The 23,819-nt window shown below is 66.2% G+C and carries 25 protein-coding genes; 15 read left to right on the top strand and 10 right to left on the bottom strand.

Annotated features, from left to right (window positions below):
• The first annotated feature begins 81 nt into the window (after positions 1-81).
• Positions 82-564: a DUF2087 domain-containing protein gene (locus FDW83_RS14380; RefSeq protein ID WP_138138765.1), complete on the top strand. Its 483-nt coding sequence runs from the start codon at positions 82-84 to the stop codon at positions 562-564.
• Between the two features lie 20 nt (positions 565-584).
• On the opposite strand, the gene FDW83_RS14375 is transcribed toward FDW83_RS14380, so the two are convergent.
• Positions 585-1,388 carry an alpha/beta fold hydrolase gene (locus tag FDW83_RS14375; RefSeq protein WP_171027568.1) on the bottom strand — a complete coding sequence of 268 codons (804 nt, stop codon included), beginning with the start codon at positions 1,386-1,388 and terminating at the stop codon, positions 585-587.
• Positions 1,389-1,390: 2 nt separating this feature from the next.
• Positions 1,391-1,783 (bottom strand): TfoX/Sxy family protein, encoded by a 393-nt coding sequence (locus tag FDW83_RS14370; RefSeq protein ID WP_138138764.1) that lies wholly within the window; start codon positions 1,781-1,783, stop codon positions 1,391-1,393.
• Positions 1,784-2,706: 923 nt separating this feature from the next.
• On the opposite strand from FDW83_RS14370, the gene FDW83_RS14365 reads away from it, so the two are divergent.
• Positions 2,707-3,555, top strand: coding sequence for a hypothetical protein (locus tag FDW83_RS14365; protein WP_240720993.1), 849 nt, complete (start codon positions 2,707-2,709; stop codon positions 3,553-3,555).
• A 17-nt stretch (positions 3,556-3,572) separates the two neighbouring features.
• Here FDW83_RS14365 and FDW83_RS14360 read toward each other — a convergent pair whose 3' ends face one another.
• The 3 genes from FDW83_RS14360 to pdxA all read right to left on the bottom strand — a co-directional run bounded on the left by FDW83_RS14360 (position 3,573) and on the right by pdxA (position 7,010).
• The gene (locus FDW83_RS14360) at positions 3,573-3,791 is read right to left on the bottom strand and encodes a hypothetical protein (protein ID WP_138138762.1); all 219 of its coding nucleotides are present in this window, start codon (positions 3,789-3,791) and stop codon (positions 3,573-3,575) included.
• A complete protein-coding gene (locus FDW83_RS14355; RefSeq protein WP_138138761.1) occupies positions 3,788-4,561 on the bottom strand; it encodes a DeoR/GlpR family DNA-binding transcription regulator in 774 nt (257 codons plus the stop codon). The genes FDW83_RS14360 and FDW83_RS14355 overlap by 4 nt, the downstream gene beginning before the upstream one ends.
• Positions 4,562-4,637: 76 nt before the next feature.
• Positions 4,638-7,010: a 4-hydroxythreonine-4-phosphate dehydrogenase PdxA gene (gene pdxA / locus FDW83_RS14350; RefSeq protein ID WP_138138760.1), complete on the bottom strand. Its 2,373-nt coding sequence runs from the start codon at positions 7,008-7,010 to the stop codon at positions 4,638-4,640.
• A gap of 192 nt (positions 7,011-7,202) precedes the next feature.
• Between pdxA and FDW83_RS14345 the strand changes: the two genes are divergently transcribed.
• From FDW83_RS14345 to FDW83_RS14300, 10 genes are all read left to right on the top strand, one after another.
• Positions 7,203-8,777 (top strand): ABC transporter substrate-binding protein, encoded by a 1,575-nt coding sequence (locus FDW83_RS14345; RefSeq protein ID WP_138138759.1) that lies wholly within the window; start codon positions 7,203-7,205, stop codon positions 8,775-8,777.
• Between the two features lie 3 nt (positions 8,778-8,780).
• Entirely contained in the window at positions 8,781-9,716 is a 936-nt protein-coding gene (locus FDW83_RS14340) for an ABC transporter permease (RefSeq protein WP_138138758.1), read from the top strand.
• Entirely contained in the window at positions 9,713-10,633 is a 921-nt protein-coding gene (locus FDW83_RS14335; protein WP_138138757.1) for an ABC transporter permease, read from the top strand. The genes FDW83_RS14340 and FDW83_RS14335 overlap by 4 nt, the downstream gene beginning before the upstream one ends.
• Before the next feature lies 1 nt (position 10,634).
• Positions 10,635-11,534 (top strand): ABC transporter ATP-binding protein, encoded by a 900-nt coding sequence (locus tag FDW83_RS14330; RefSeq protein ID WP_138138756.1) that lies wholly within the window; start codon positions 10,635-10,637, stop codon positions 11,532-11,534.
• The gene (locus tag FDW83_RS14325) at positions 11,531-12,361 is read left to right on the top strand and encodes an ATP-binding cassette domain-containing protein (RefSeq protein ID WP_138138755.1); all 831 of its coding nucleotides are present in this window, start codon (positions 11,531-11,533) and stop codon (positions 12,359-12,361) included. Before FDW83_RS14330 ends, FDW83_RS14325 begins: the two co-directional genes overlap by 4 nt.
• Before the next feature lie 36 nt (positions 12,362-12,397).
• A complete protein-coding gene (locus tag FDW83_RS14320) occupies positions 12,398-13,387 on the top strand; it encodes an aldo/keto reductase (RefSeq protein ID WP_138138754.1) in 990 nt (329 codons plus the stop codon).
• Positions 13,388-13,431: 44 nt separating this feature from the next.
• Positions 13,432-14,208, top strand: a complete 777-nt coding sequence (locus FDW83_RS14315; protein ID WP_138138753.1) for an HpcH/HpaI aldolase/citrate lyase family protein — start codon at positions 13,432-13,434, stop codon at positions 14,206-14,208.
• A 5-nt stretch (positions 14,209-14,213) separates the two neighbouring features.
• Complete coding sequence (locus FDW83_RS14310) at positions 14,214-15,470, top strand: exo-alpha-sialidase (protein WP_138138752.1); 1,257 nt, start codon at positions 14,214-14,216, stop codon at positions 15,468-15,470.
• Entirely contained in the window at positions 15,463-16,152 is a 690-nt protein-coding gene (locus FDW83_RS14305) for an SDR family NAD(P)-dependent oxidoreductase (protein ID WP_138138751.1), read from the top strand. Before FDW83_RS14310 ends, FDW83_RS14305 begins: the two co-directional genes overlap by 8 nt.
• A gap of 208 nt (positions 16,153-16,360) precedes the next feature.
• Positions 16,361-16,564 carry a cold-shock protein gene (locus tag FDW83_RS14300; protein ID WP_138138750.1) on the top strand — a complete coding sequence of 68 codons (204 nt, stop codon included), beginning with the start codon at positions 16,361-16,363 and terminating at the stop codon, positions 16,562-16,564.
• Between the two features lie 140 nt (positions 16,565-16,704).
• On the opposite strand, the gene FDW83_RS14295 is transcribed toward FDW83_RS14300, so the two are convergent.
• On the bottom strand, positions 16,705-17,439 hold the full coding sequence (locus FDW83_RS14295; RefSeq protein ID WP_138138749.1) for a FadR/GntR family transcriptional regulator: 735 nt from the start codon (positions 17,437-17,439) through the stop codon (positions 16,705-16,707).
• Positions 17,440-17,628: 189 nt separating this feature from the next.
• Here FDW83_RS14295 and FDW83_RS14290 point away from each other — a divergent pair, with 189 nt between their 5' ends.
• Both FDW83_RS14290 and FDW83_RS14285 read left to right on the top strand, forming a co-directional pair.
• Complete coding sequence (locus tag FDW83_RS14290) at positions 17,629-18,174, top strand: gluconokinase (RefSeq protein WP_138138748.1); 546 nt, start codon at positions 17,629-17,631, stop codon at positions 18,172-18,174.
• A 43-nt stretch (positions 18,175-18,217) separates the two neighbouring features.
• Positions 18,218-19,621, top strand: coding sequence for a GntP family permease (locus tag FDW83_RS14285; RefSeq protein WP_138138747.1), 1,404 nt, complete (start codon positions 18,218-18,220; stop codon positions 19,619-19,621).
• Positions 19,622-19,756: 135 nt separating this feature from the next.
• Here FDW83_RS14285 and FDW83_RS14280 read toward each other — a convergent pair whose 3' ends face one another.
• A complete protein-coding gene (locus FDW83_RS14280; RefSeq protein WP_138138746.1) occupies positions 19,757-21,340 on the bottom strand; it encodes an alkaline phosphatase in 1,584 nt (527 codons plus the stop codon).
• Between the two features lie 143 nt (positions 21,341-21,483).
• Here FDW83_RS14280 and FDW83_RS14275 point away from each other — a divergent pair, with 143 nt between their 5' ends.
• Entirely contained in the window at positions 21,484-22,308 is an 825-nt protein-coding gene (locus FDW83_RS14275) for an SDR family NAD(P)-dependent oxidoreductase (RefSeq protein ID WP_138138745.1), read from the top strand.
• Here FDW83_RS14275 and FDW83_RS14270 read toward each other — a convergent pair.
• The 3 genes from FDW83_RS14270 to FDW83_RS14260 form a co-directional block, all read right to left on the bottom strand.
• Positions 22,305-22,604: a hypothetical protein gene (locus tag FDW83_RS14270; RefSeq protein WP_138138744.1), complete on the bottom strand. Its 300-nt coding sequence runs from the start codon at positions 22,602-22,604 to the stop codon at positions 22,305-22,307. The two genes, FDW83_RS14275 and FDW83_RS14270, sit on opposite strands and share 4 nt — an antisense overlap.
• An 8-nt stretch (positions 22,605-22,612) precedes the next feature.
• Complete coding sequence (locus FDW83_RS14265; protein ID WP_171027567.1) at positions 22,613-23,329, bottom strand: GAF and ANTAR domain-containing protein; 717 nt, start codon at positions 23,327-23,329, stop codon at positions 22,613-22,615.
• 79 nt (positions 23,330-23,408) lie between these two features.
• Complete coding sequence (locus FDW83_RS14260; RefSeq protein WP_138138742.1) at positions 23,409-23,777, bottom strand: ANTAR domain-containing protein; 369 nt, start codon at positions 23,775-23,777, stop codon at positions 23,409-23,411.
• Positions 23,778-23,819: the final 42 nt, after the last annotated feature.

The raw sequence follows: 23,819 nt of genomic DNA, 5'->3' as shown, positions 1-23,819 counted from the left end.
TGAGCCATGGTCTCTTCGTTTGGTCGAAGCACTATGGGAGCGGCGGCGGCAAGCCAAAGCGGTCCGCACTGGCGCCGCGTAATGGCCGCCCTGGCAAGCGATGACGCGCGGACTGCTTACGCCCAAATAGTCCTCGGTGCCCGCCCTGCGGATGTACTTCCTGACGTGAAGGAGCAGCGGCGGGACAAGGCCATGCGGGTCCTGCTGGAAGCAGGCCTGGTGGAGACGACGGCGGACGGCGGGCTGGGAGCCTCCGGAACCATCTTCCGCGACTTGCTGTCGCAGCAGCCGCGGCAGCCGAAGACCGGGGTGGCCAGGTTTTTGCGCCTGGGCCGCATCGACAGGTATCCATCGAGCCTGAGTGAACGCCGGGAACTGTTGGCCTGGGTTGCCGCCGACGCCATCCGCCCGGACGAGGTCCTCACCGAACGGCAGGTCAACGACCGGCTCCTGAACTACACCGACGACGTCGTCCTCCTTCGCCGCTACCTCGTCGACTTCGGCCTGCTGGAGCGGACGCGGTCCGGGTCAGCCTACGCCCGGCCGGCAGCAGACGCCTCCTAGGCATCCACGGGCGGACGGTGTTAGCCGGTCCGGGATCCCGTCCGTTCGTGCCGGTCTTCGGCCTCTCCTTCCGCGGCTGCCCAGTGCCTGCGGAGCCCATCCGCTAGCCGCTCCGGCTCCACCCGGTGAGGCGGGTCGAAGTGGTGGCGCCGGGGGAAAACCTCCAGGTGGAAGTCGGGAAAGAACACCCGGGCCAACCGGGCGGCAACCTCTCCATAGTCCTCCTGGCGGCTGAGGCCGCCCAGGGCAAAGAACACCGGCTTGCTGAAAGCGGCGAGCCGCGCACGGTCCAGGTCATAGCTCGTGAAAGCCCGCAGGAAAGCCCTGATTCCTGCCAGCCGCTTGCCCATCCACGGCGGCGGGGGACCGGGCTCCGGAGGCGGCAGGACGACGTCGTGCTTCACGCCCAGCCTCATAAAGGCGGGCAGGAGCTCCTCCTGCGGGAGCGCCTGCAGTTCGTCGTACTTCCGCCGGTGTTCGGCGTAGGACGGGCTCCAGTCCCAACTGCCCGCCCAGGCCGGCTCCAGCAGGGACAGGCTCTGCAGGCGCCCGGGGTGCCGGGCAGCGAACGCCAGTGCCACGCTTCCGCCGTCGGAATAGCCCACCAGGTGGAAGGTCTGCCAGTTCCGGGCGTCGGCCTCCCGCAGGACACCCTCAACCTCGATGTCCAGGGTCCAGCCCGACGGCGGCTGGTCGTCCCGGTACAGCTCAAGGTCCTTGGCCACGGCCTGCACGTCCGGACCGAGGGCTTCGATGAGGGGCCCGTACGCAAGGTCCGCGGGGAGCACCGAGCCGGGGAGCAGAATCACGCGGGTTGGCTCCATGGCTACTTCCTGGCCGTATTCTTCGCAGTCTTCGCCGCCTTGGGCTCCTTGGGCGGCAGGGTGCAGACGTATTCGTAGGCTTTGGTGGCCCAGGCCCTGGCTCGTGTATCGTCGCCGTCGCCCTCCTCATTCCACACCTCCGGCAACCCCGAATAGCCGGCCATCGGGCGGTCCGCCGGTCCGAACGGCACCGTCCGCTCGGACGACTCGAGCATCACGCGGTCCTCGTCCGAGAGCTTCACGCCGATGGTTGCCCCGAAGAGTCCAGCGAACATGTTGCCGTTGACGAAGGCGCCCATATTGCCGAACATCGGCTTGACCACGACGTCCGGCCGGTCCGGCACTACCTGCCGGAAGCGTTCCTTGTCTTCCTCGGTGGCTTTGGGCATTTCCATGGCTGGCTCTCCCGTCCGCAGGCGTTTCCGCAGGTCTGGATGCAGGATATGCCCGGGCTCCGGCAGGCTCAACCACCATCCCTCCCGCCACCCCAACTGACTCGCAGTTAACGTGGCGAACTCGCGTTTTCACGACGTTAACTGCGAGCTACTTGGGTGGGGAAGGGGAAGACCGGGAGAACCAGCCCTTGCGCATGCCTTCGTACCAAGGCCTACCCCGAGGGAGTTCCGGGGAGGCCTATTCGCGGGATTTCAAGGCATCAAACTGTTCCTGCCAGAGGGCCAGTTCTTGGTCCTTGTACCGCCGGTGGGATGCGTTCCACTTTGGCCAGATTCCGGACGGGTCCGTGGGGCCTGCACCGACGGGTGCAGGGGGAGTGCCCGGAGGCCCGGGCCGGGCCGAAACCGGCATGGCGTTCCGGCGACTAAGGCTGGACGCGCGTCTTCTTGCGCTTACTGTCCCGTCCACGAGTTCCAGCAGCCACCAAACTGTCTTGCCGACAATCCAGAGAATTTCGCACAGAACCAGGATGGCGAGCAGGAATGCGACCAATAGAAAGAGCCCAATCAGCACCATGGCCCATTTTACCGAGGGTGGGCCCTGTTGGACGAGGTTTGGTTTTCGAAGGCCTGGCTCCGATAACGCCCATCCGGTTCCCATCCCTTGACAGCCAGTCCGACCGTTTAGGAGTATCAAGGGGCCGGGGGGCTTGCTTGGGTGTTTTTCGTGAGCCGGCCTGCGGTCCGGCTTCTGGAAGGGGGTTCGGATGCAATCGGCATCCCGGTTGAGACCCTTCAAGCGTGTGGCCGCGATCGCTGCGGTCCTTTTCGCGGTTTCTGTTTCCGGTTGCACAAATCCTCCTCCCGAGCCGCCTCCGTCCCCGACCCCGGTACCAGATGTCCATATTGCCGCCGTCGGTGACATGAACCCCGAACGCAACGTTGACCCGGACAGCCCCTCTGGCCGGAACGCCGCGGCAATTACCCGGCTCGTCGAAAACAACGAGATAGACGCGTTCCTTGGACTCGGCGACTTCCAGTACCGCACCGCATATTGCGAGGACTACGTGGAGTACTGGGCGCAACTGTGGGGCGGCACGATGCCCAAGTTGTACTGGGTGTCCGCCCCGAACCACGACTGGGAACCGGGCCGCAACACGGACCTGGACAACTTCATGGACGGCCAATGCCCGGGATCCACCGCGAAATCCGCGGCGAACCAGGAGCTGGGATTCATCTGGAACGGGCAACCGTACTCAAAGGACTTCGGCAACTGGCACTTCGCGTTCCTGTCCTCGGCGCACTGGAAGTACAACACGAAGCGGGCCCGGGAGCTGACGAAGTGGCTGGACAAGGACCTGGAAAAGGCGAAGGCGGCAGGCAAGCACCTGGCGGTGGTGTACCACGAACCGTATTACACCTCGAATACCGAGGCGCACAGGCGGGCCGACGACCATAAGCCGTGGATCAACGTGATGTGGAAGCACCGGGTCCGTTTGACCCTTTCAGGGTCGCAGCACAACTACGAGCGGTCTTGCCCGGTGAACGCTTCAGACCGGTGCGTTGATGACGGGATGACGGCCTTCCAGGTTTCCACTGGAGGTATCGACCTCCGCGAATTCACCAGCAGGCCGCGGTACATCGAGGAGCGGATCAGCGACACCCACGGGTTCCTCCGGCTGACCCTGCGGGGTGACGGATCGTTCGACTGGAACTTCGTTGCAACCACCGGTGACGGCACGGACTCCGGGACGCGTTCCGCGCCGGAGTAGGACTGGTTGCGGCTGGTTTAACTCCCGTCACCAACGGCTCCGCCCAACAGAGGCTCGCCCCGTTCGACTGCCTCCCACGCCGCCTTCAGGTGGACTGGGCGGTATTTCTCGCGGGTCTCAAGGTAGTTGTCCTCGTAGGTGTATTCGAGCACGGCGTACATGCGTGTCTCCAGTCCGTGTTCGGTCTTGCTCGTGGTTAGTAGAAGAGTACCCAGCGCGATCAATTCCGGGCTCAAGCGCCGACTGATGCCACCTCAACCTGGATTCCCGCGTCCCGGAACTTCTGCACCTGGCCGGGGTCGGCGCCGTCGTCCGTCACCAAAGTCCAGGGCAGAGCAAGCCGCGCCCAGGCGTGGAACGGGCGGTGGCCGAGCTTGGAGGAGTCCGCCAGCACATATACCTCGCGTCCGCGGCGGGCCATCAGTTCCTTGAGCCGGGTCTGGGCGTGGTCCGCCTCGCAAATGCCGTCCTCGGCGGTGACGGCGTCGGCGCCCAGGAAGACGCGGTCGAAGCTCATCCGCTCCAGGGCCGCCTCGGCGAGCGGTCCCACGAAACTCTGCGAAACGCCCCGGAGCCGGCCGCCCAGGCAGTCCACCTCGATGCCCTCCGAATCGGCCAGCTCCTGCAGCGTGTTGATACCCGGCGTGGTGACGGACAATGGACCGAACCCGCGCAGTTCGTGGGCAAGGGCACCCGCGGTGGAGCCGGCGTCGAGCAGGATGTTTTCCCCGGACTGGATCACGGACGCGGCCCACCGCGCGATCGCGTGCTTCTGCTCGAACGCCTCGCCCGTGCGTTGCCGCAGCGACGCCTCCGGGTGCGCGCCCAGGGCCATGGCCCCGCCGTAGGTGCGGGCCAGCCGGCCCTGGCTGTTCAGGAGCGCGAGGTCGCGGCGGATTGTGGACGCCGTCACCTCGAACCGGGCGGAGAGCTCCTCCACGGAGGCCAGGCCGGTGGTGACGGCGAGGTGGTAGATCTCCTCGCGGCGCGCGTTTGCGCTCAGCATTCCCGGGCTCCTTCCCGCGGCAATGGTAACCATGCTAGTCACCAGTGGGTTTCGACAGGTTTCAACCAACGGTAAGCTACACGGCGACGGATGGCCGGGTGGCCATCTCCGCAGCCTGGTGCAACGCCTCCACCATGGAGCGGGAGTCAGCGATGGCCCTGCCGGCGATGTCGAACGCGGTGCCGTGGTCCACGGAGGTGCGGATTACGGGCAGGCCCACTGTGATGTTGACGCCGGCCTCGATGCCCAGCACCTTCACGGGGCCGTGCCCCTGGTCGTGGTACATGGCCACCACCAGGTCGTAGTCGCCGCGGCCGGCCAGGAAGAACAGGGTGTCCGCCGGGAGCGGGCCCACGGCGTTGATTCCGTCAGCCTGCGCAGCCTTGACGCCGGGTTCGATTTTCTCGGCTTCCTCGCCTTGCCCGAACAGGCCGTTCTCGCCGGCGTGTGGGTTGATGGCGCAGACGCCGATCTTCGGGTTCGGGATGCCCGCCCGGACCAGTGCTTCGTGGCCGCGGCGGATGGTGCGCTCCACCAGGTCCGGGTTGATCTTGCGGATCGCGTCCATGAGCCCGATGTGTGTGGTCACGTGGATGACGCGGATTTTGGGGGTGGACAGCATCATGGACACTTCCTCGGTGCCCGTCAGGTGGGCCAGCAGCTCGGTGTGTCCGGGGTAAATGTGCCCGGCGGCGTGCAACGCCTCCTTGTTCAGCGGCGCGGTGCAGATGGCCTGCACCTTGCCGGCCATCGCCAGTTCGCTGGCAACGCGAATGTATTCATACGCGGCGTGGCCGGCAACGGGAGAAAGCTGTCCCCAGGCCAGGTCCTCCGGCAGCAGGTTCAAGTCGATCACGTTCACCCGGTTCGGCGTGAACACGGCGTCCTCCACGTTCTCGATAGTCTGGATGTCCGCCTCGACGCCAACAATCCCGGCGGCCTGGCGCAGCCGCAGTGCGTCGCCCACCACCACCGGCCGGCATTCCTGCAGGATGCCCTGGTCCAGGACGGCCGGCACGATGACCTCCGGGCCGATGCCGGCGCCGTCGCCCATGGTCACGGCCACGTAGGGGAGGGCGTTCTGCTGGGTCTTGCTTGCTTCGGTTGTCATGGGTGCTCCAGAGGGTTGGTCCAGCGGGGGAAGGTTAGTGGTGGGAGCCTGCGCGGACTGTCCGCGGCGCTCCCGAATTGCGTCGTAAAGCTGTAAGAGGGCCAGGCCATCGCCGAAGCTGCCGGGCTTGGTGCCCACCAGCGTCCCGTCATCGGCGCGGCTGAGCACCGCCCCGTGCTGCACCGCGGCGAGCGGCACCAAACTGGAGCGGCCGACGGCGTTCAGGACTTCCCGGGCCGTCTCACCGCCGGTGAGGATCAGGTCAGTGGGTGTTGCTTTTGCTGCCTCCGCGGCGAACGTCGAGAGGGCCCGCATGATGCGCGCTGATCCAGAGGGGTCCACTTTCGCGGCCGCAAGCGTGATGGCCACGCTGGTTCCTGCGTACAAAAGGTCCCAAACCTGGGCCAGTTGGGAAGCATAGGCATCCCTGGCACCGGCATACTGCGGATGCAGCCGGACCACTGTGACACCGCGCGCTTCGAGCCGGGCCAACTGCGCCTGCGCGGTTCGGGACGCTGAGCCGACGACGGCGAGTACCGGTCGGGCGGCACCCTGCGGTTCCGCGGTGGATGTTTCCGCCGCTGTCATGCTTTGCGCATTCCGCGCAGTTTGTGCTTGGAGATGCTGCGCGAGGACGTCAGCGGTTCCGCCGGTTCCCACCAGCACGATGCGCCGGCCACCGGCCTGGAAATCCAGCTCCAGCAGGGCGTCCACCACGTGCTCCAGGTCCTGCACGGTTTCGCCGTCTGCCACCACCAGTTGCGGCTGGGTGGGATCCAGCAGCGCGGACAGTTCCTTGGCCAGCGAACCTGACCGGACAGCGGGCAGATCCAGTGTCTTAACCGAGGTCGGATCCTCCGGGCGCAGCAATGCCGGAATGTCGGCCGGCGGAGCCGACTGTTCCGCCTGCCACAGGTCCGTCTCCGCCAGGGGAGTGCCAACCATCAACGGCCTGCCGTCCACCACGGAGCGCTGCAGCTGGGGGAGGGCTCCTGCAACAACAGCATGGAAACCATGGCTTGCCAGCGCGGAAACCTCGGTGCGGACGTTGCCGCGCCACAGGGAGTCCATCTTCTTGAACATCACCTGTGCACCCGATGCTTCGGGACTGGAAAAGGCGTCCTTCACCAGCGCCTCGGCAGCAGTCTCAGCAAGTCCGCGGGTGTGTGTATCCGCCACCACCACGTCGGTGAGGGACCCCTCAAAGGAGGCGCCGTGCCTTACCGAAGCAATGTTCCCGCCCAGCAGGACCTGCGCGGAGAGCCCATGCCGGACAAAGCAGTAGCCAACCTCCGCGGCGCCGGAGAAATCGTCGGCCTGCACAAATACGGAAGCCACGTTGCTCCTCTCGTCCGTAGTCGGCTGGGATCCCGCCACTAAGCGGGAAGCTCCCCATCATCATGTCACGGCTGCGCGAATCGCGCTAGAGGGGTTGCGTAATTCGCGCAAGAGTGGCAAAGTGATGGACACAACATTTCGGCGCAGCCACTCCGGCCGGCAGCCGTCCCCCGATCTACCGAGAGGTCAACGATGACCGTTCTTCCTCAAGGAAGTGAGATTTCCCGCCGCCGCCTGCTGCAGTTCAGCGCGGCCGCTGGGTTTCTGCTGGGCACCGGCAGCCTCGCAGGCTGCGCCGGCCCCACCGGCCTTCCCGGACCCAGCTCCCTGACCCTCGCCCTGAACCGCTCACTGGTCAGCCTTGACAACAAGCTCAACCAGTTCGACGCCGCCGTCACCGTGCAGCGCGCCGTCCGCCAGGGCCTCACCGCCATCGGCCCCGAAACCAAGCCCGTGCTGGTCCTGGCCGAACGCTTCGAGATGACCGGCGCCACCGAGTGGACCGTCCGGTTCCGCGAAGGCATCCGCTACTCTGACGGCAGCCCCGTGACAGTGGAGGATGTTGCCACCGCCCTGAAGATGTACCAGCAGGTGCAGGGCTCCTTCGTGGCCGGCTTCTTCCCGGAATTCCCCGAGGTGGTGCCGGTGGATGACCGCACCTTCAAGATGGTGTCCAAGAAGCCCATCCCCATCCTGGACTCGCTCATGAGCATGATCCTGATTACCCCCGCCGCGCAGAACAAGCCGGAGGAACTGCAGGAAGGCCTGGGCACCGGCCCCTACGTGGTCACCAGGTTCAACCGCGGCGCCGGCACCTACAGCCTGGCCCGCAACGAGAACTACTGGGGTCCGGCCCCGCAGGTGGACAACGTGGAAGTCCGCTTCCTCCCCGAGGAATCCAGCCGCGTCATCGCCCTGCGCAGCGGCGAGGTGGACGTCATCGACTCCATCACCCCCGATTCGCGTGAGCAGCTGGCCGGACTTCCAGGCGTCGAGCTGCAGGAAGCGTCCAGCCTCCGCCTGAACCAGATTTTCTTCAACTTCCGCAAGCCCGCCGGCCACCCGCTGGCCGATCCCCGCGTCCGCCAGGCACTGAGCATGGCGATCGACGGCGAGGCCCTGGTCCGCGACGTGCTGGTGGACTCCGTCACCCAGGCCGAGGGCGTCACCCCCTCCAGCCTCACCGGCTACTACAAGACGGGCGAGTACGTTTACGATCCCGAGAAGGCCAAGGCCACCCTCGCCGAGCTTGGCGTGAAGGACCTGACCGTGAAGATCATCTGGGAAACCGGCGAGTTCGCCTCCGACACCTCCGTGATGGAGGCGCTGGTGGAGATGTTCGGCAAGATCGGCGTCAAGGCCGAGCTGCAGCAGTTCGAACCCGGCGGCAACATCCTGGCCTGGCGCCAGGGCAAGCAGGGCGACTGGGACCTGCTCGGCAACGGATACCCCAGCCCCACCGGTTTGGCCATCACCATGCTGCAGGGCATGTACGCCGGCACCCCCGAAAAGGAAGCCACCCGCGACACCTACCAGGGCTACGTCATCCCCGAGGTCACCGCCAAGATCCAGGCCGCCTCAGAGGAGGCGGACCCGGCCCGCAGGACCGAACTGCTCAATGAAGCCCAGCAGGCCGTGTGGGACACCTGGCCCTGCGCCTGGGCGTTCGTTCCCAAGTCCGTCCTCGCCCACCGGGAACGGGTGTCCAACATCAACCTGGCACCCACCAACTCCTACCCCCTCGTCGATGTCCGGCTGGAGGCCTAAGCCATGACGAACTACATCCTCAAGCGCCTGGGACAGGGCCTGCTCACCGTGTTCCTCACGGTGTCCACCGTGTTCATCCTGATCCGCATGGCACCGGGCGATCCCGCCGTCTCTTATGCCGGGCCGCTGGCCACTAACGAGCAGCTCGCCGCCGTCCGGGAGCAGTTTGGTTTGGACCGGCCCGTGCTGGAGCAGTACTGGATCTTCATCCAGCAGCTGTTTACCGGCAACCTGGGCCAGTCCTACTCCTTCCAGGCCCCCGCCATGCAGGTTGTCTTCGAGCGCATGCCGTACACCCTCACCCTGGCAACGTCGGCGATCCTGCTGACGGCCGTCGTCGCCATTCCGCTGGGTGTGTGGATGTCCCGCCGCCCGGACACCGGCCGCGAATTCGGCGTCAACGTGCTCACCATCGCTGGGCAGTCCATGCCCGACTTCTGGACCGGCATCATGCTGCTCACGGGCTTCGCGGTGCTGATCCCGTTGTTCCCGGCCTCCGGCTTCGCCACCTGGGGCGGACTGGTGCTCCCCACCATCACCATCGCCATCCTGCAGATCGCCCTGATCTCCCGCATGGTCCGGCGCGAAATGACCAACAACCTCGCTGCGCCGTACCTCACGGTGGCCCGCTCCCGTGGTGTCAGGAACTCCCTACTCACCTGGCGCTACGCCATGGGCAACTCCGCAATCCCCGTCTTCACCGCTTTGGGCACCCGCTTTGCCGCGATGCTCAACGGCGTGGTGGTGGTGGAAGTGGTGTTCGCCTGGCCCGGCGTCGGCTCCCTGATTGTGCGGGCCCTCGAAACCCGCGACTACCCCCTCATCCAGGCGACCGTCCTGGTCACGGCCCTCCTGGCCGTGGCCGTGCAGCTGCTGATCGACCTCGCCTACCCGCTCCTTGATCCCCGTGTTCGTCTCGGAAAGGCGGCAACAGCATGAGCCTCGACACCGCAACACCTGCCGGCACCCCGGCGCGGCAGCCCAGCCCCAGCGCCGTCACCAAGGCGGACATCGCCAGGGCAGGCGCCACCCGCCGTCGTAAATCCGCCCAGTGGAAGCTCATCATCGGCACCGTCTGCACCCTGCTGGTGATCATCCCGATCATCCTGGCCCAGGTGCTGCCGCTGCCGGATGCCAACTTCCAGGACCTCTCCGCCCGGCGCCTGCCGCCGCTGACGGACGGACACCTGTTCGGCACGGACCAGCTGGGCCGCGACCTGCTCTCCCGTGTGCTGCACGGCGGCCAGGTCTCGCTGACCATCGGCCTGCTGGCTGTCCTGGTGTCAGGCGCCATCGGCGTCATCCTCGGTGCGGCCGCCGGCTACTACGGCGGCTGGGTGGACGCGGTGGTCTCCCGCCTCCTTGAAGCCCAGATGTCCCTGCCGCTGCTGATGATGCTGCTGCTGGTGGTGGCCCTGTTCGGCCCCTCCATCCCCGTGATCACGTTTGTGATCGCCATCGCCCAATGGCCGGAAGTAGCCCGCCTCACCCGCTCCATGGTGCTGGTGGAACGCGAAAAGCCGTACGTCTCCGCTGCCCGGATCCTGGGCCTGCACAAGATCCAGATCCTGATTCAGCACATCATCCCCAACGTCATCAAGCAGGCAACCCTGGTGGTGCTGCTCCTGCTGGCCCAGGCCGTACTTCTGGAATCCGCGTTGTCCTTCCTGGGCGCCGGCCCGCAGCGGCCCTTCGCCACCTGGGGCCGCATTATCTCCGACGGCCAGGACTACATCACCACCTCCTGGTGGATGGTCACGCTGCCCGGCCTGGTGATCGTGCTCCTGGTGGTGGGCGTGAACCTGCTGGGCGACGGCCTGCGCGACCGCCCCCGCCGCAAGAAGAAGGGTGCCTGACATGAACGCTTTCAAAGAACAGCCGCTCCTGGAGGTCCGCGACTTCCAGGTGGAGCTGATCACCGACGCCGGTATCATCCGTGCCGTGGACTCCGTCAGCTTCAGCATCCACCGCGGCGAGACCGTCACCATCATCGGCGAGTCCGGCTCCGGCAAATCCACGACGGCGATGGGCATCCTCCGCCTGCTGCCCGAGGACCTGGCGGTCCTGTCCGGCACTGTGATGATTGACGGCGTCGATATTTCTGCAGATACCAAGGCCATCGACAAGGTGCGCGGCAAGACCCTCGCCCTGATCCCGCAGGACCCCATGACGGCGCTGAGCCCGGTGCACTCGATCGGCAGCCAGCTCTTCGAGGCCATCCGGATCGCCGGTGCCGCCTCCGCCAAGGACAAGGGCGCGCTGCAGGCGCGGGCCGTCCGGCTGCTGGAGCAGGTGCACATTCCGACGCCGGAGAAGCAGCTAAAGAAGTACCCGCACCAGCTCTCCGGCGGCATGCTGCAGCGCGTGCTGATCGCCATCGCCCTGGCTTCCGAGCCGCAGTTGCTGGTGGCGGACGAGCCGACGTCGGCCCTGGACGTCACGGTGCAGGGCGGCATCCTGGACCTGTTGCTGGAGCTGCAGGAGCAGCGCGGCATCGGCATCCTGATGATCACCCACGACCTCGGCGTGGCCCGGCTGATGTCTGACCGCATCCACGTGATGAAGGACGGCTCCTTCGTGGAGTCGGGCGACGTCCAGCAGATCGTGGACCACCCCGCCACCGAGTACACCCGGACGCTGCTTTCCGCCGTGCCGGTGCTGGGGCCGTGGGACGAGACGCCCGCCGCCTCCCGTACCGGTGGCGCCCATGCCGCGACCCCTGACCCTGCCCTCACCCAGACCGGAGCAAAGCCATGACCAAGCCGTTCCTCGCCGTTGACAATTTGGTGGTGGACTACCATGTGCCCGGCGGCACCTTCCGGGCCGTTGACGACGTCTCCTTCTCCGTGGACAAAGGCAAGACGATCGCCGTCGTGGGTGAATCCGGCTGCGGCAAGTCCACCGTGGCCAAGGCACTCATGCGCCTGGTCACGCCTACCAGCGGAAGCATCACCCTGGACGGGACGGACATTGCCGGCATGAGCGAGGCCAAGCTGCGGCCGCTGCGCTCCAAGTTCCAGATGGTGTTCCAGGACCCGTACGGCTCGCTGGACCCGCACATGACCGCGCAGGAGATCGTGGCCGAGCCGCTGAAGCTGCAGGGCATCCGCTCCAAGGCTGAGCGGCACAAGGCGGCGGCCAAGCTGATTGACCAGGTGGGCCTGCCCGTCCGGTCCCTGGACAAGCGCCCGTCCGAGTTCTCGGGCGGCCAGCGCCAGCGCATCGGCATCGCCCGCGCGCTCGCCTCCAAGCCGGAACTGCTGGTCTGCGACGAGGCCACCAGTGCCCTGGACGTGTCCGTGCAGGCCCAGGTGCTGCGGCTGCTGAAGTCCATCCAGGACGAAACCGGCATCACCTACGTGTTCATCTCCCACAACCTCGGCGTGGTGCAGGAGATCAGCGATACGGTCATGGTGATGCAGCGCGGCAAGCTGGTTGAGCACGGCACCACCGCGTCCGTCCTGACCGCCCCCAAGGAGGACTACACGCGCAAGCTCCGCCGCGCGGCGCTGGACCCCACCGTAATGACAGGCCTGAAGCCGCGGCACGTGGTCCGGTCCCTGGCTCTCGCCAACCAGGCCTAACTCCTATTCACGAACGCAACCACGAGGAATCAACACATGAGCACGCAGCCCGAAGGCGCCCAGGTGGGCGGCCTAAAACTTCCCATCTCCCGGCTGGTCCTGGGGACCATGACGTTCGGCGACACCGCGGACGAGGCCACCGCCGGGCGGATGGTGGAGGAGGCGCTCGCCGCCGGCATCACCACCATCGACACCGCCAACGCCTACGTGGGCGGGGTGACGGAGGAGATGCTTTCGCGCATCCTGAAGGGAAAGCGCGACGGCGTCATCCTGGCTTCCAAGGCCGGCATGCCGCATGCGGACCACGGCTCTCATTCACCGCTGTCGCAGGCGGGGCTGCGTGCCAGCGTCGAGGGGAGCCTGCGCCGGCTGGGCGTGGACAGCATCGACCTGTTCTACCTGCACCAGCCGGACCGGGCCACGCCTTTGGCTGACACTTTGTCCACGGTGGCCGAGCTGGTGGACGAGGGGAAAATCGGCGCGCTGGGCGTGTCCAACTTCGCCGCCTGGCAGATCGCCGACGTGATCCACACCGCCCGTGAGGTGGGGGCACCGCGGCCCGTGGCCGCGCAGCAGCTGTACAACCTGGTGGCCCGCCGGCTGGAGGAGGAATACCTCGAGTTCGCCGCCACCCACAACGTCCACACCATGGTCTACAACCCGCTGGGCGGCGGTCTGCTCACCGGCAAGCACAGCTTCGACACCAAGCCCACCGAGGGGCGCTACGGCGATTCCAAGCTCGCGGCCATGTACACCCAACGGTACTGGGACAAGCAGCTGTTTGACGCGATTGGCGAGTTGTCCCGCCTCGCCTCGGACGCCGGTATTTCCCTGGCCGAACTGTCCCTGCGCTGGCTCGCCTACCGTCCCGGTGTGGGGTCCATGCTGCTGGGCGGGTCCAAGGTGGAACAGCTGCGCGCCAACATCGCCGCCGTCGCCAACGGGCCGCTGCCAGCCGACGTCGTCGAAGCCTGCGACGCCGTGGGCACCTCGCTGCGCGGCCCGATGCCCGCCTACAACCGCTGACCCCTTTCCTCACCTCCTGAACCGACTCTGACTGAAGGACTCTGATGACCTCCGAACTGGCCCTCGAATTCGCCCGCAAGATCCGCGCCCGTGAGCAGGCGGTGGGCTACTGGGCAGTGCTGGACGCGCCCGTGGCCACCGAACGCATCGGCCGGCTCGGCTACGACTACGTGGCCCTGGACGCGCAGCACGGCCTCCTCGGCTACTCGGGGGTCCTGAACGGGCTGATGGCCATCGACGCCGGGCACGTTGCCGTCGGCATGGTCCGGGTGGAGGCCAACGACTTCACCGCGATCGGCAAGGCGCTCGACGCCGGCGCCGTGGGTGTTATCGTCCCGCTCATCAACAACGCCGAAGATGCCGCCGCGGCGGTTGCCGCGGCCAAGTACCCGCCTTTGGGCGGCCGCTCCTACGGGCCCATGCGCTCGGCTTTGCGGATTGGCCCCGTGCCCGCTGATGCGAATGCGAGCACCCTGGTGTTCGCCATGATCGAGACGCCCGAGGGGCTGGCCAACGTCAAGGAAATCTGCGCCACGCCGGGCCTGGACGGCATCTACGTCGGCCCGTCCGATCTGTGCATTGCAGTGGGCGGCGCATTCCCCGGGGATCCCGCCGTCGACGCCGAATTCAACGCCGCCCTGGAAACCATCGCACAAGCGGCTGCTTCTGCAGGCATCGCCGCCGGCATTCACACCCCTGCCGGCACCGTCGCGAACCAGCGGCTGAAGCAGGGCTATACGTTCACCACCATCGCCTCGGACCTGACGCACCTGGAACAAATCGCCAGGTCCCACCTCGACGCTGCCACCAAGAAGGACTAATTCTTATGCAGAACACCACCACCGACGCCTACAGCACCATCACCCCGGACGGGCAGGTGAAGCGGGCCGACGGCGCCGACTTCGCCTACCTGCCGGCCCCCACTGTGCAGAGCCATGCGGCTAACCTGCTCATCCTGCCCGACGGCCGGCTCGGCTGCGTCTGGTTCGGCGGAACCCAGGAAGGCGTGCCGGACATCTCCATCTGGTTCTCCGCCCTTGAACCCGGCAGCAGGCAGTGGTCCTCACCCGAGCAGCTGTCTGATGATTCCACCCGCTCGGAGCAGAACCCCATCCTGTTCACCGCCCCCGACGGCCTGCTCTGGCTGCTGTACACCGCGCAGAAGGCGGGCAACCAGGACACCGCCGAGGTCCGCCGTCGTATTTCCACGGACAGCGGCCGCACCTGGGGTGAGGTGGAGACGCTCTTCCCCGCGAACGAAACCGGCGGAGTGTTCGTCCGCCAGCTGCCCGTAGTCCTGCCGTCCGGACGCCTGATCGTGCCGATCTTCCGCTGCATCACCACGCCGGGGGAAAAGTGGGTGGGCAACAGCGACGACAGCGCCGTGATGATCTCCGACGACGCCGGCGCCACCTGGACCGAGCGCGTCCTGCCGGGAAGCCTGGGCTGCGTCCACATGAACATCCAGCCCGTGGCCGACGGCTCGCTGCTGGCCCTGTTCCGCAGCCGCTGGGCCGACTCCATCTACGAATCACGCTCCACGGACGACGGCTCCACCTGGAGCGAACCGGTCCCCACCGAGCTGCCCAACAACAACTCGTCCATCCAGTTCACCGCGCTCGCCGACGGCCGCCTGGCTTTGGTTTACAACCACAGCCGGGCAGGGGCTTCCACTGAACGGCGCCTCTCGCTCTACGACGAGATCGACGACGACGGCCTGGTCGAGGAGCAGGGGCAGGTCGCCGAGCCGGACTCATCCGTCACGGACGACGGCGCCAAGAGCGCGTTCTGGGGCACACCGCGCTCGCCGATGACCCTGGCGATCTCCGAGGACTCCGGCCGTTCATGGCCCATCCGGCGGAACCTGGACGTGGGGGACGGGTACTGCCTGTCCAACAACTCCCGCGACGGGCTCAACCGCGAATACTCCTACCCGTCCATCCACCAGGGCCCGGACGGCTCCCTGAATATCGCGTACACGTACTTCCGTCAGGCCATTAAATTCGTCCGGGTGGACCCGCAGTGGGCATATGAGGGCACTCAGACCCCAGGCGGCCTGGAAGACGGCTCAATCAATGCCTGAGTCAAGGCCTGCGCAGCATGCCGTTGTGACGGGCTGCAGTTCCGGCATCGGCCTGGCCATCACCCGCCGGCTCCTGGCCGACGGCTGGTCGGTGACCGGGCTGAGCCGGAGCGAGACGGCCCTGGACGGGAAGTTCGAGTGGCTGCGCGCGGACCTGTCTGAACCGGAGTCCCTGGCTGACGCTGTGGAGGGGCTGCGGCCGGTGACCGCGCTGGTGCACGCTGCCGGGTTCCAGCGGACCGCGCACCTGGGTGATCTGGATCCGGCTGCGCTGGAGGGGATGTTCACAGTGCACGTCGCGGCCGCTTCCGTGCTGGCGAATGCCCTGGTGCCGTCCATGCCCGACGGCGGCAGGATCGTCCTGCTGGGCAGCCGCACATCGACGGGATCGCCGGGCAAGAGCCAGTACGCCGCGACGAAGGCCGCGCTGATGGGGCTGGGCCGGACGTGGGCCCAGGAACTCGCGCCTCGGGGGATCACGGTCAACGTGCTCTCCCCGGGCCCGACAGACACCCCGATGCTCAACGACCCGGGCCGCGCCGCCACCCCGGTGAAGCTGCCTGCCCTGGGCGCCCTGGTGGACCCGGATGACGTGGCTGCCCTCGCAGCTTTCCTCCTGAGCCCGCACGGCAAGTCCATCACCGGCCAGAACTACGTCATTTGCGGAGGTGCCTCGCTGTAGCCCTGGGGTTAGCCCGTTTGGACACGTGGTAGGTGGTGGCCGCAAACTCATGTAGTGTTGAACCTGTTGTTGTGTTTATGCAGTTGGTAATTCAGGCAGTACGCGCGGTCGAAAGTCCGCGTCCTTCTGAAGTAGCGGTTTTTGAACACCCCACACCGGAGGCCCCGAAAGTCGGGACTTTTCCTCCACCTTCACGAAGGACAAAATAATGGCTACTGGCACCGTCAAATGGTTTAACGCTGAAAAGGGCTTCGGCTTCATCTCCCCGGACGACTCCTCGCAGGATGTTTTCGCGCACTACTCCGCGATCAACTCCTCCGGCTACCGCTCCCTCGAAGAGAACCAGAAGGTTTCTTTCGACACCGAGCAGGGCCCCAAGGGTCCCCAGGCCACCAACATCCAGGCACTCTAATTTACTAGGGTTTCCGGGACCGTTAGGTTTCCTCGAAGCAGGGCTTGCCAATGGCAGGCCCTGCTTTTTCTTAACCCACTTTGTGCGGGCGCCCCACTTCGGTTTCAATCGGCCCAACCACCGGCGAGGGTTTCGGCGACTCAGCCACCGAGGCCCATCGCCTCCCGTACTTCATCCAAAATGTGGTGCATCGCCCGCTCCGCCACCACCGTGTCGCCATTGGCTACGGCCGCAGCAACATCCTCGTGCGCCCGCAGGGCCTCGTTCCGCGGCTTGAACGGCATCAGTCCCTGCTGCGTGCGGCTGGTGAGCACCTCGGCCACCATGTCCTCAAGTGCCCGGAACATCTCGTTGCCGCAGCTCCGCAACAGCAGTTGGTGGAATTCGATGTCCGCCGCGAGGAAGTTTTGCAGGTCGCCGGCCTCACCCAGCCGCCGTAGTTCGGCTCCCAGAGCCACAAGCTGGGCGCGTTCGGCCGCACTCGCCCGACGTGCTGCTCCGGCGGCAGCAATGGGCTCGACGGCGATGCGCAGCTCGGTCAGGCTGCTGTACTGCTCGGCACGGCGTTCGGACGCGAGGCGCCACCGCACCAGCTTGGGGTCGTACACGTTCCAGAGCGCCGGGTCCTGCACCACGATGCCCACCCGGCGGCGCGAGTAGACCAGGTTCATGGACTCCAGGACCTTCATGGTGTCCCGCGCCACGGTCCGCGAAATGCTGTACTCCTGCTGCAACCCCTCTAGCGTGAGCCGGCTGCCCGGGGCCAGCCTCGAGGAAGCGATGGCTATGCCAACCGCCTCCAGAACGCGCTCATGCATCGCGGGGGAGGCCCCGCCGTCGTACGCGTTTTCCGCGTCCCCTGCTGTCGCCGACATGTCCGCCGCCTCTCTCTGCGCCGCAGCGCTTCTCCAGAATACCGGGAAAGGGGCGAAAGGTATGACTTGTGACACCGATAGGTAGTACCTAAAAGCAAGAAAGGTGATACCTTATGGCGTAGCCCACTTCACAGGGGCCCCGCAGTGCGCTTCTTCGAAAGCCAAAGACGTCTTCTCCGGAGGTATGACATGCAGTATCCACCCACGCACCTCGTGGTGATGGGCGTTGCCGGATCCGGCAAGTCCACGCTGGCCGCGGCCCTGTCTGAGAAAACGGGCTGGGCCTGCGCCGAGGCCGACGAGTTCCACCCGGAAGCCAACATCGCCAAGATGAGCCAGGGCATCCCGCTGCAGGACGAGGACCGCTGGCCGTGGCTCCGCGAGATCCGCGACTGGATGACTGCCCAGGCCAAGGCCGGCTGCAGCACCGTCCTCACCTGCTCTGCCCTGAAGAAAAGCTACCGCCGGCTGCTCTCCCAAGCTGAGGGGCGGGTGATCTTCCTCCACCTGCACGGTGGCCCGGACCTGATCAGCCAGCGCATGCAGGGCCGCGAAGGCCACTTCATGCCGCCCACGCTGCTGCCGAGCCAGCTCGCCACACTGGAGGCGCTCAGCCAGGAAGAACTCGACGCCGGCAGCCTCCGCCTCGATATCTCGCACACACCGGAGGAGCTGGTCGCCGCCGTCGTGCAGGCTTTGGACCTTCCCACCGGCCAGGCACCCTGCGCCTCCTAAACCCCCAAACCCCAACAATTCCCTTCTGTTTCAAAGGAGAACCATGACCATCGAAGGATGGACCCAAACGCTGGGAGCAGGCCCCCTGCTGCTCATCGCAGCGGCAGCGATTGCCGTCCTGCTGTTCCTGATCATCAAACTGCGCGTTCATGCCCTGATTGCCCTGATCCTGGTCAGCCTCGGCACCGCATTCGCCACCGGCATCCCCGCCAACCAGGTGGTCCCGGTCCTGATCAACGGCTTCGGCACCACCCTCGGGACCGTGGCGCTCCTGGTGGGCCTGGGCGCGATGCTCGGGCGCATCGTGGAAACCAGCGGCGGCGCCAAGGTGCTGGCCGACTACCTCATCGGCGTCTTCGGTGAGAAGCGCGCCCCGTTCGCGCTGGGCCTGGCCTCGCTGATCTTCGGCTTCCCCATCTTCTTCGACGCCGGCCTGGTGGTCATGCTGCCCGTCGTCTTCGCCGTTGCCCACCGTCTGGGCGGGGGAGTTCTCCGCTACGGCCTGCCCGCCGCCGGTGCGTTCTCCGTGATGCACATCTTCCTGCCGCCGCATCCCGGTCCGGTTTCCGCCTCCGCGTTCTTTGACGCCAACGTCGGCCTGGTCACCATCGCCGGCCTGATCGTGGCCATTCCCACCTGGTACGTCACCGCCTACCTTTACGGCCTGTACACGGGCAAGAAGCTCGTCCTGCCCGTGCCGGAAATCCTGGGCCACGCCAGTGCCGAGGCCGAAGCGAACCCGCCCAAGTTCCGCACCATCGTTGGCCTGTTGCTCCTCCCGCTGGTCCTGATCTTCATGAACACCGGCCTGAACACCCTGGCCTCCTCCGGCGTCCTCCCCGAAGGCGCCAAGGACGAGCAGTGGTTCCAGGTCCTGCGCACCATCGGTGAAACCCCGGTGGCCCTGCTGATTGCCGTGCTCGTGGCCATGTTCGTCCTGGGTGCCAAGCGCGGCAAGGACGCCGGCGCCCTGGAGAAGCTGCTCGAGTCCTCCCTGGGTCCGGTCTGCTCCGTCATCCTGATCACCGGCGCCGGCGGCATGTTCGGCGGCGTCCTGCGCACCTCCGGCATCGGCAAGGCACTGGCGGACGTCCTGGGCGGCGTGGGCATCCCGCTCATCCTCGCAGGCTTCCTGATCTCGGCCATCCTCCGCATCGCCCAGGGCTCGGCCACCGTGGCGCTCACCACCACGGCCGGCCTGGTCGCTCCCGCTGTGGCCGCCGCCGGTTTGAACGGCATGCAGGTGGCCGCCATGGTCCTGGCCGTGGCTGCCGGTTCCGTGGTGGTCTCCCACGTCAACGACTCGGGCTTCTGGCTGGTGGGCCGCTTCTTCGGCATGGACGTCAAAACCACGCTGAAGACCTGGACCGTGATGGAAACCTTGATCGGTGTGATGGGCTTCGCCATCGCCGCGGTGATCTTCCTGGTGGCCGGCCTGGCTGGCTAGCCCACAACTGGCTCGCGGTTAACGTCGTGAAATCACGTTTTCAGGACGTTGTCTGCCAGCTACTTGATGACGAAAGGGCGGTCCAGCAGATGTGCCGGGCCGCCCTTTCGTCGTCATTCCCGGGCTCCGGCTGGCTCAGGCCTGAAGGCCCGGGACACCGTCCTGGATCTTGAAGGAGGCCAGCGTCTTGACGGGGGATCCCGGCGTCGTGACGTAGTCCAGCACCCGGAAATCGGCGGTCATCGCGTCCCTGGTGATCCTGGTGTTCACGTAGCCGCGGCTGTCGTTGTAGAACTTCAGGTGCGGGTTCCAGGCCATCACCGGGTCCGTGGTGGAACCGCTGCCGTTGCCGGTGGACGTGATGGACGTGCACACCAGCTCGGAGCCGACCACCGGCGACGCGGGATCCTTGTAGTCCACCTTGAGGTCGTTGGCCCAGTTACGGTGCACGTCGCCGGTCAGCACGACGGCGTTACGCACCTTCGCGTCGATCCACCCCTGCGTGATGCGGCGGCGGGAGGCGGCGTAGCCGTCCCATCCGTCCATGGAGACGTCGTCGACGTCCAAAGCCCGGGCACGGTCGCGTTCGGCGAAGAAGACCTGCTGGCCCAGGATGTCCCAGCGCTGGGTGGAGTTCTTAAACCCTTCCAGCAGCCACTGCTCCTGCTCGGCGCCGGTGATGGACCGGTTCTCGGCGAGCCGCTCGGCCACGTTTTTCTTCCAGCCGTCGCCGGCGAGCTGGTCGTCGCGGTACTGCCGGGTGTCCATCATGTGGAAGTTCGCGAGCTGGCCCCACTGGATGACGCGGTAGATCTTCATGTCGTATCCGGCCGGCACGGACGAGGCGCGCAGCGGCATGTTCTCGTAGTACGCCTGGAACGCGGCCGCACGCCGCTGCCGGAACCGCTCGGTGGTGTCGTTCATCTGGCCCGCGTCGTTGTTCTCCGGGACCTCGTCGGCCCAGTTGTTGTCCACCTCGTGGTCATCCCAGACCACCAGCCAAGGTGCGATCGCGTGCGCTGCCTGCAGGTCGGCGTCGGACTTGTACTGAGCGTGCCGCTGCCGGTAGCCCTCCAGCGTGACGGTCTCCGGGCCCCGGTGGTCACGCGGGTTGCCGCCGCCGATCACGTAGCTGTCCTTCTTGTACTCGTAGAGGTAGTCGCCCAGGTGCAGCACCAGGTCCGGGTGGTCCTCGGCCATGCGGGTGTAGGCGGTGAAGTAGCCGTGCTCGTACTGCGAGCAGCTGGCGAAGGCCATGGCCAGCGCGGCCGGAGTCTCGTGCAGCGCCGGGGCGGTGAGGGTGCGGCCCACTGCGCTGAGGTGCTTGCCTGCGCGGAACCGGTAGAAGTATTCGCGGCCGGGCTTCAGGCCGCGCAGCTCAACGTGGACGGAGTGCGCGGTTTCGATCCGGGCGTGTTCGACGCCGCGGGCTACTACAGAGCGCATGTTCGGGTCCTCGGCCACTTCCCAGGCAACGGCGACGTTGCGGGACGGCATGCCGCCCAGGCCGTTCCCGGCCAGTGGATCCAGTGCCAGGCGGGTCCAGATGACAAAGCCGTCCGCCCAGGGCTCGCCCGACGCGATGCCGAGCGTAAAGGGATCAGTGCGGAGGCCGGCGTCGTCAGCTGTTGATACAGCGACGGCGGCACTCGGCAGGGCGGCGACAAGGCCGGCCCCCAGGCCGGCGGAAATAAGGGATCTGCGGGAAATATTATCCATGCGTGCAACGTAGTAAAGCTGGTTGGACGGGCGGGGAGGAGGACGTGAATGGGGGGTTAAGGGAACGTGGCGGGTGACGCTGTCGTTATTCTCCTTTGTGCCCTGCAACCAGCAGTCACATCCACCGGACCAAAGGACAACCCGTGACTCCTCGAACCATCGTGATCACCGGCGCAAGCGACGGCATTGGCGCTGCAGCCGCCCGGACGCTGGCGAAGGCGGGGGAGCAGGTGGTGGTTGTCGGCCGGTCGGAGGAGAAGACGCGGGCCCTGGCCAAGGAACTGAACGCGGACTATCTCCTGGCGGATTTCGCCGAACTGGACCAGGTCCGCGCCCTCGCGGCCCAGCTGAAATCCGACTACCCGCGTATCGACGTCCTGGCCAACAACGCCGGCGGCATCATGGGCAAGCGGACCCTTACCGTAGACGGGAACGAGGCCACCTTCCAGGTCAACCACCTGGCGCCGTTCCTGCTCACCACGCTGCTGATGGACACCCTCAGGGCGAGCAGCGCGAAGGTCATCAACACGGCCAGCATGGCCAACAACTTCGGGCGGCTGGACCTGGCGGACCTCGCGGCCGGGCACGGTTATTCCACCAACCGCGCGTACGGCACGGGCAAGCTCGCCAACATCCTGTTCACGTCGGAACTGCACCGCCGCTTCCATGATCAGGGAATTACGACGGCGGCCTTCCACCCGGGCGTGGTCCGCACCAATTTCGCGGCGGACTCCAGCAGCTGGTTCCGGCACGTCTACACCACACTATTGAACCGCTTTATGCTCACCCCCGACCAGGGCGCCGACACCCTGCTCTGGCTCGTCAACGGCACCCCGGGCAAGGACTGGATCTCCGGCGGCTACTACGCCAAGCGTGCGCTGGCGAAGGCCAACCCGCAGGCGTACGACGCCGGCCTGGCCCGCGGGCTGTGGGACAAGAGCGAGGAACTGGTGGCGGTCCGGCCCTAGCCGTTCTCCTCCGCCGAGTCACGGTCCAGACGGGGTTGTAGCTGGTTGGTGCTGTAGGGCGCCATCCGCGGGGGCGGAAGTTCCTTAATCAATTCATTGACGGCATGGGCCAGCAGATCCCGTTCGTGTGCCGGGAGTTCCAGTGATCCGTTGAGATAGGCGTCGATCTCGTATTCACCTGCAGCGCCGGTAAAGCTGAAATATCGCATCCAGACGGCATTGACCGAAATTCCGGCTTCTTCCATGGCTTGCCGGGTCGCCTGTGCCTGGTGTTCGCGCTTATCAAAGTCGTCCATGGAGGCTCCTACCGGTCAGCGATACCATAAACGATTTCCCGTGCGACCTCCTGGAGCGGCTTGTCTTCTTCCCGGGAGGTGCTGAGCATCATGGTAAGCGCTTCCGGGGAGCTTATCTTCATCCGCTCAATCAGGATGCCCTGGGCCTTGGAGATCATGTCCCTGTTGGAGAGGGCCTCCGCCAGCTGTGAGCTCAGCCGCTGGGTGGCTTCCCTGTCCCGGGCGTGGCCAAGGATGACGGCGGCAGGGCTGGCAAGGCGTTCAATCATAAAAACCGAATGGTCATCGAAGACGAGCGGGGAAGGGGAGTAGACCTTGAGGGCTCCGATCCGCCGTCCCTCTGTAGTCAACGGTGCGCTGAGGACGGACCGCAGCGGAAGGTCCGCAACGGCCGCCGTCCATTTCGGCCAGCGGGTTTCCTGCCTGGTGTCCTGGATGATGATGGCGCGCTGTTCCGCCCAGGCACTCAGGCACGGACCTTGGCCGAGCTCGTACTGCAGCTTGTCGGCGCGCAGCACCACGGGATCCGTGGCACCGGCCGTTTCACGGCGGCCGCGGGAGTTGATGATCGAAGCTCCGGCTCCCGCTGCCCGGGGTACCGAGTCACGAAGCACGTATGCCAAGGACTGCACCGCCTTGGCGGCATTTTCCTCCGTGAGGAAACCGCCTGCGACCTGACCGGTCAGCCCGGCCAGCACGTTTGCCAGCGGTTGGGAAGCGTCCATCGTTGTCACCTTTTGTCTAAGCGGGCAACCCTCGGTTGCTGCTGGGCCTGTAAATGCGGTTGCTCCTACTGCAATGGAGCTATATCGAGTCAAAGTGGGTGGTGGGTTTCGTGTCCCCGCTGAACCTGGCCAGAATGGGATGCGCCACGTCGCGCATCTTTTCATTGCGGTTGTTCGAGGCTTTCATCATGATCTCCACGGCCTGCTGTTGGTCACAGCCGGTCTGGGCCATGTTGACGCTGGCGGCGAGGTCGATGGCAGTCCGTGATTCGAGTGCTGCTGTGAGGTCCGCGGACTTGTCCGCCTGCGGGGCCTCGCGGCTCGAGGCCGGGGCGAGTTCTGTCCCCGCTATCGTCATCAGGCGCTGTAGGAAAACAGCCATGTCCGGGCTGTCAAGGAGCGCGTCGATCAGGACCTCAGTCCCGGACGAGGTCAATGCATCGTTCAACGTACCTCCTGTTGCCCACCGGCGGCAGTTCTGCGAAGTCCC

The sequence above is a fragment of the Pseudarthrobacter sp. NamE2 genome, from assembly GCF_005796205.1.
GTDB lineage: Bacteria > Actinomycetota > Actinomycetes > Actinomycetales > Micrococcaceae > Arthrobacter.
This window is presented reverse-complemented; position numbering and strand designations above follow the sequence as displayed.

What these genes read in the sequence shown, in the direction of transcription:
- FDW83_RS14380 (WP_138138765.1), top strand. Translation starts at nt 82, where the DNA reads ATGGCCGCCCTGGCAAGCGATGACGCGCGGACTGCTTACGCCCAAATA.
- FDW83_RS14375 (WP_171027568.1), bottom strand. Translation starts at nt 1,388, where the DNA reads ATGGAGCCAACCCGCGTGATTCTGCTCCCCGGCTCGGTGCTCCCCGCG.
- FDW83_RS14370 (WP_138138764.1), bottom strand. Translation starts at nt 1,783, where the DNA reads ATGGAAATGCCCAAAGCCACCGAGGAAGACAAGGAACGCTTCCGGCAG.
- FDW83_RS14365 (WP_240720993.1), top strand. Translation starts at nt 2,707, where the DNA reads ATGAACCCCGAACGCAACGTTGACCCGGACAGCCCCTCTGGCCGGAAC.
- FDW83_RS14355 (WP_138138761.1), bottom strand. Translation starts at nt 4,561, where the DNA reads ATGCTGAGCGCAAACGCGCGCCGCGAGGAGATCTACCACCTCGCCGTC.
- FDW83_RS14345 (WP_138138759.1), top strand. Translation starts at nt 7,203, where the DNA reads ATGACCGTTCTTCCTCAAGGAAGTGAGATTTCCCGCCGCCGCCTGCTG.
- FDW83_RS14340 (WP_138138758.1), top strand. Translation starts at nt 8,781, where the DNA reads ATGACGAACTACATCCTCAAGCGCCTGGGACAGGGCCTGCTCACCGTG.
- FDW83_RS14335 (WP_138138757.1), top strand. Translation starts at nt 9,713, where the DNA reads ATGAGCCTCGACACCGCAACACCTGCCGGCACCCCGGCGCGGCAGCCC.
- FDW83_RS14330 (WP_138138756.1), top strand. Translation starts at nt 10,635, where the DNA reads ATGAACGCTTTCAAAGAACAGCCGCTCCTGGAGGTCCGCGACTTCCAG.
- FDW83_RS14325 (WP_138138755.1), top strand. Translation starts at nt 11,531, where the DNA reads ATGACCAAGCCGTTCCTCGCCGTTGACAATTTGGTGGTGGACTACCAT.
- FDW83_RS14320 (WP_138138754.1), top strand. Translation starts at nt 12,398, where the DNA reads ATGAGCACGCAGCCCGAAGGCGCCCAGGTGGGCGGCCTAAAACTTCCC.
- FDW83_RS14315 (WP_138138753.1), top strand. Translation starts at nt 13,432, where the DNA reads ATGACCTCCGAACTGGCCCTCGAATTCGCCCGCAAGATCCGCGCCCGT.
- FDW83_RS14310 (WP_138138752.1), top strand. Translation starts at nt 14,214, where the DNA reads ATGCAGAACACCACCACCGACGCCTACAGCACCATCACCCCGGACGGG.
- FDW83_RS14305 (WP_138138751.1), top strand. Translation starts at nt 15,463, where the DNA reads ATGCCTGAGTCAAGGCCTGCGCAGCATGCCGTTGTGACGGGCTGCAGT.
- FDW83_RS14300 (WP_138138750.1), top strand. Translation starts at nt 16,361, where the DNA reads ATGGCTACTGGCACCGTCAAATGGTTTAACGCTGAAAAGGGCTTCGGC.
- FDW83_RS14295 (WP_138138749.1), bottom strand. Translation starts at nt 17,439, where the DNA reads ATGTCGGCGACAGCAGGGGACGCGGAAAACGCGTACGACGGCGGGGCC.
- FDW83_RS14290 (WP_138138748.1), top strand. Translation starts at nt 17,629, where the DNA reads ATGCAGTATCCACCCACGCACCTCGTGGTGATGGGCGTTGCCGGATCC.
- FDW83_RS14285 (WP_138138747.1), top strand. Translation starts at nt 18,218, where the DNA reads ATGACCATCGAAGGATGGACCCAAACGCTGGGAGCAGGCCCCCTGCTG.
- FDW83_RS14280 (WP_138138746.1), bottom strand. Translation starts at nt 21,340, where the DNA reads ATGGATAATATTTCCCGCAGATCCCTTATTTCCGCCGGCCTGGGGGCC.
- FDW83_RS14270 (WP_138138744.1), bottom strand. Translation starts at nt 22,604, where the DNA reads ATGGACGACTTTGATAAGCGCGAACACCAGGCACAGGCGACCCGGCAA.
- FDW83_RS14265 (WP_171027567.1), bottom strand. Translation starts at nt 23,329, where the DNA reads ATGGACGCTTCCCAACCGCTGGCAAACGTGCTGGCCGGGCTGACCGGT.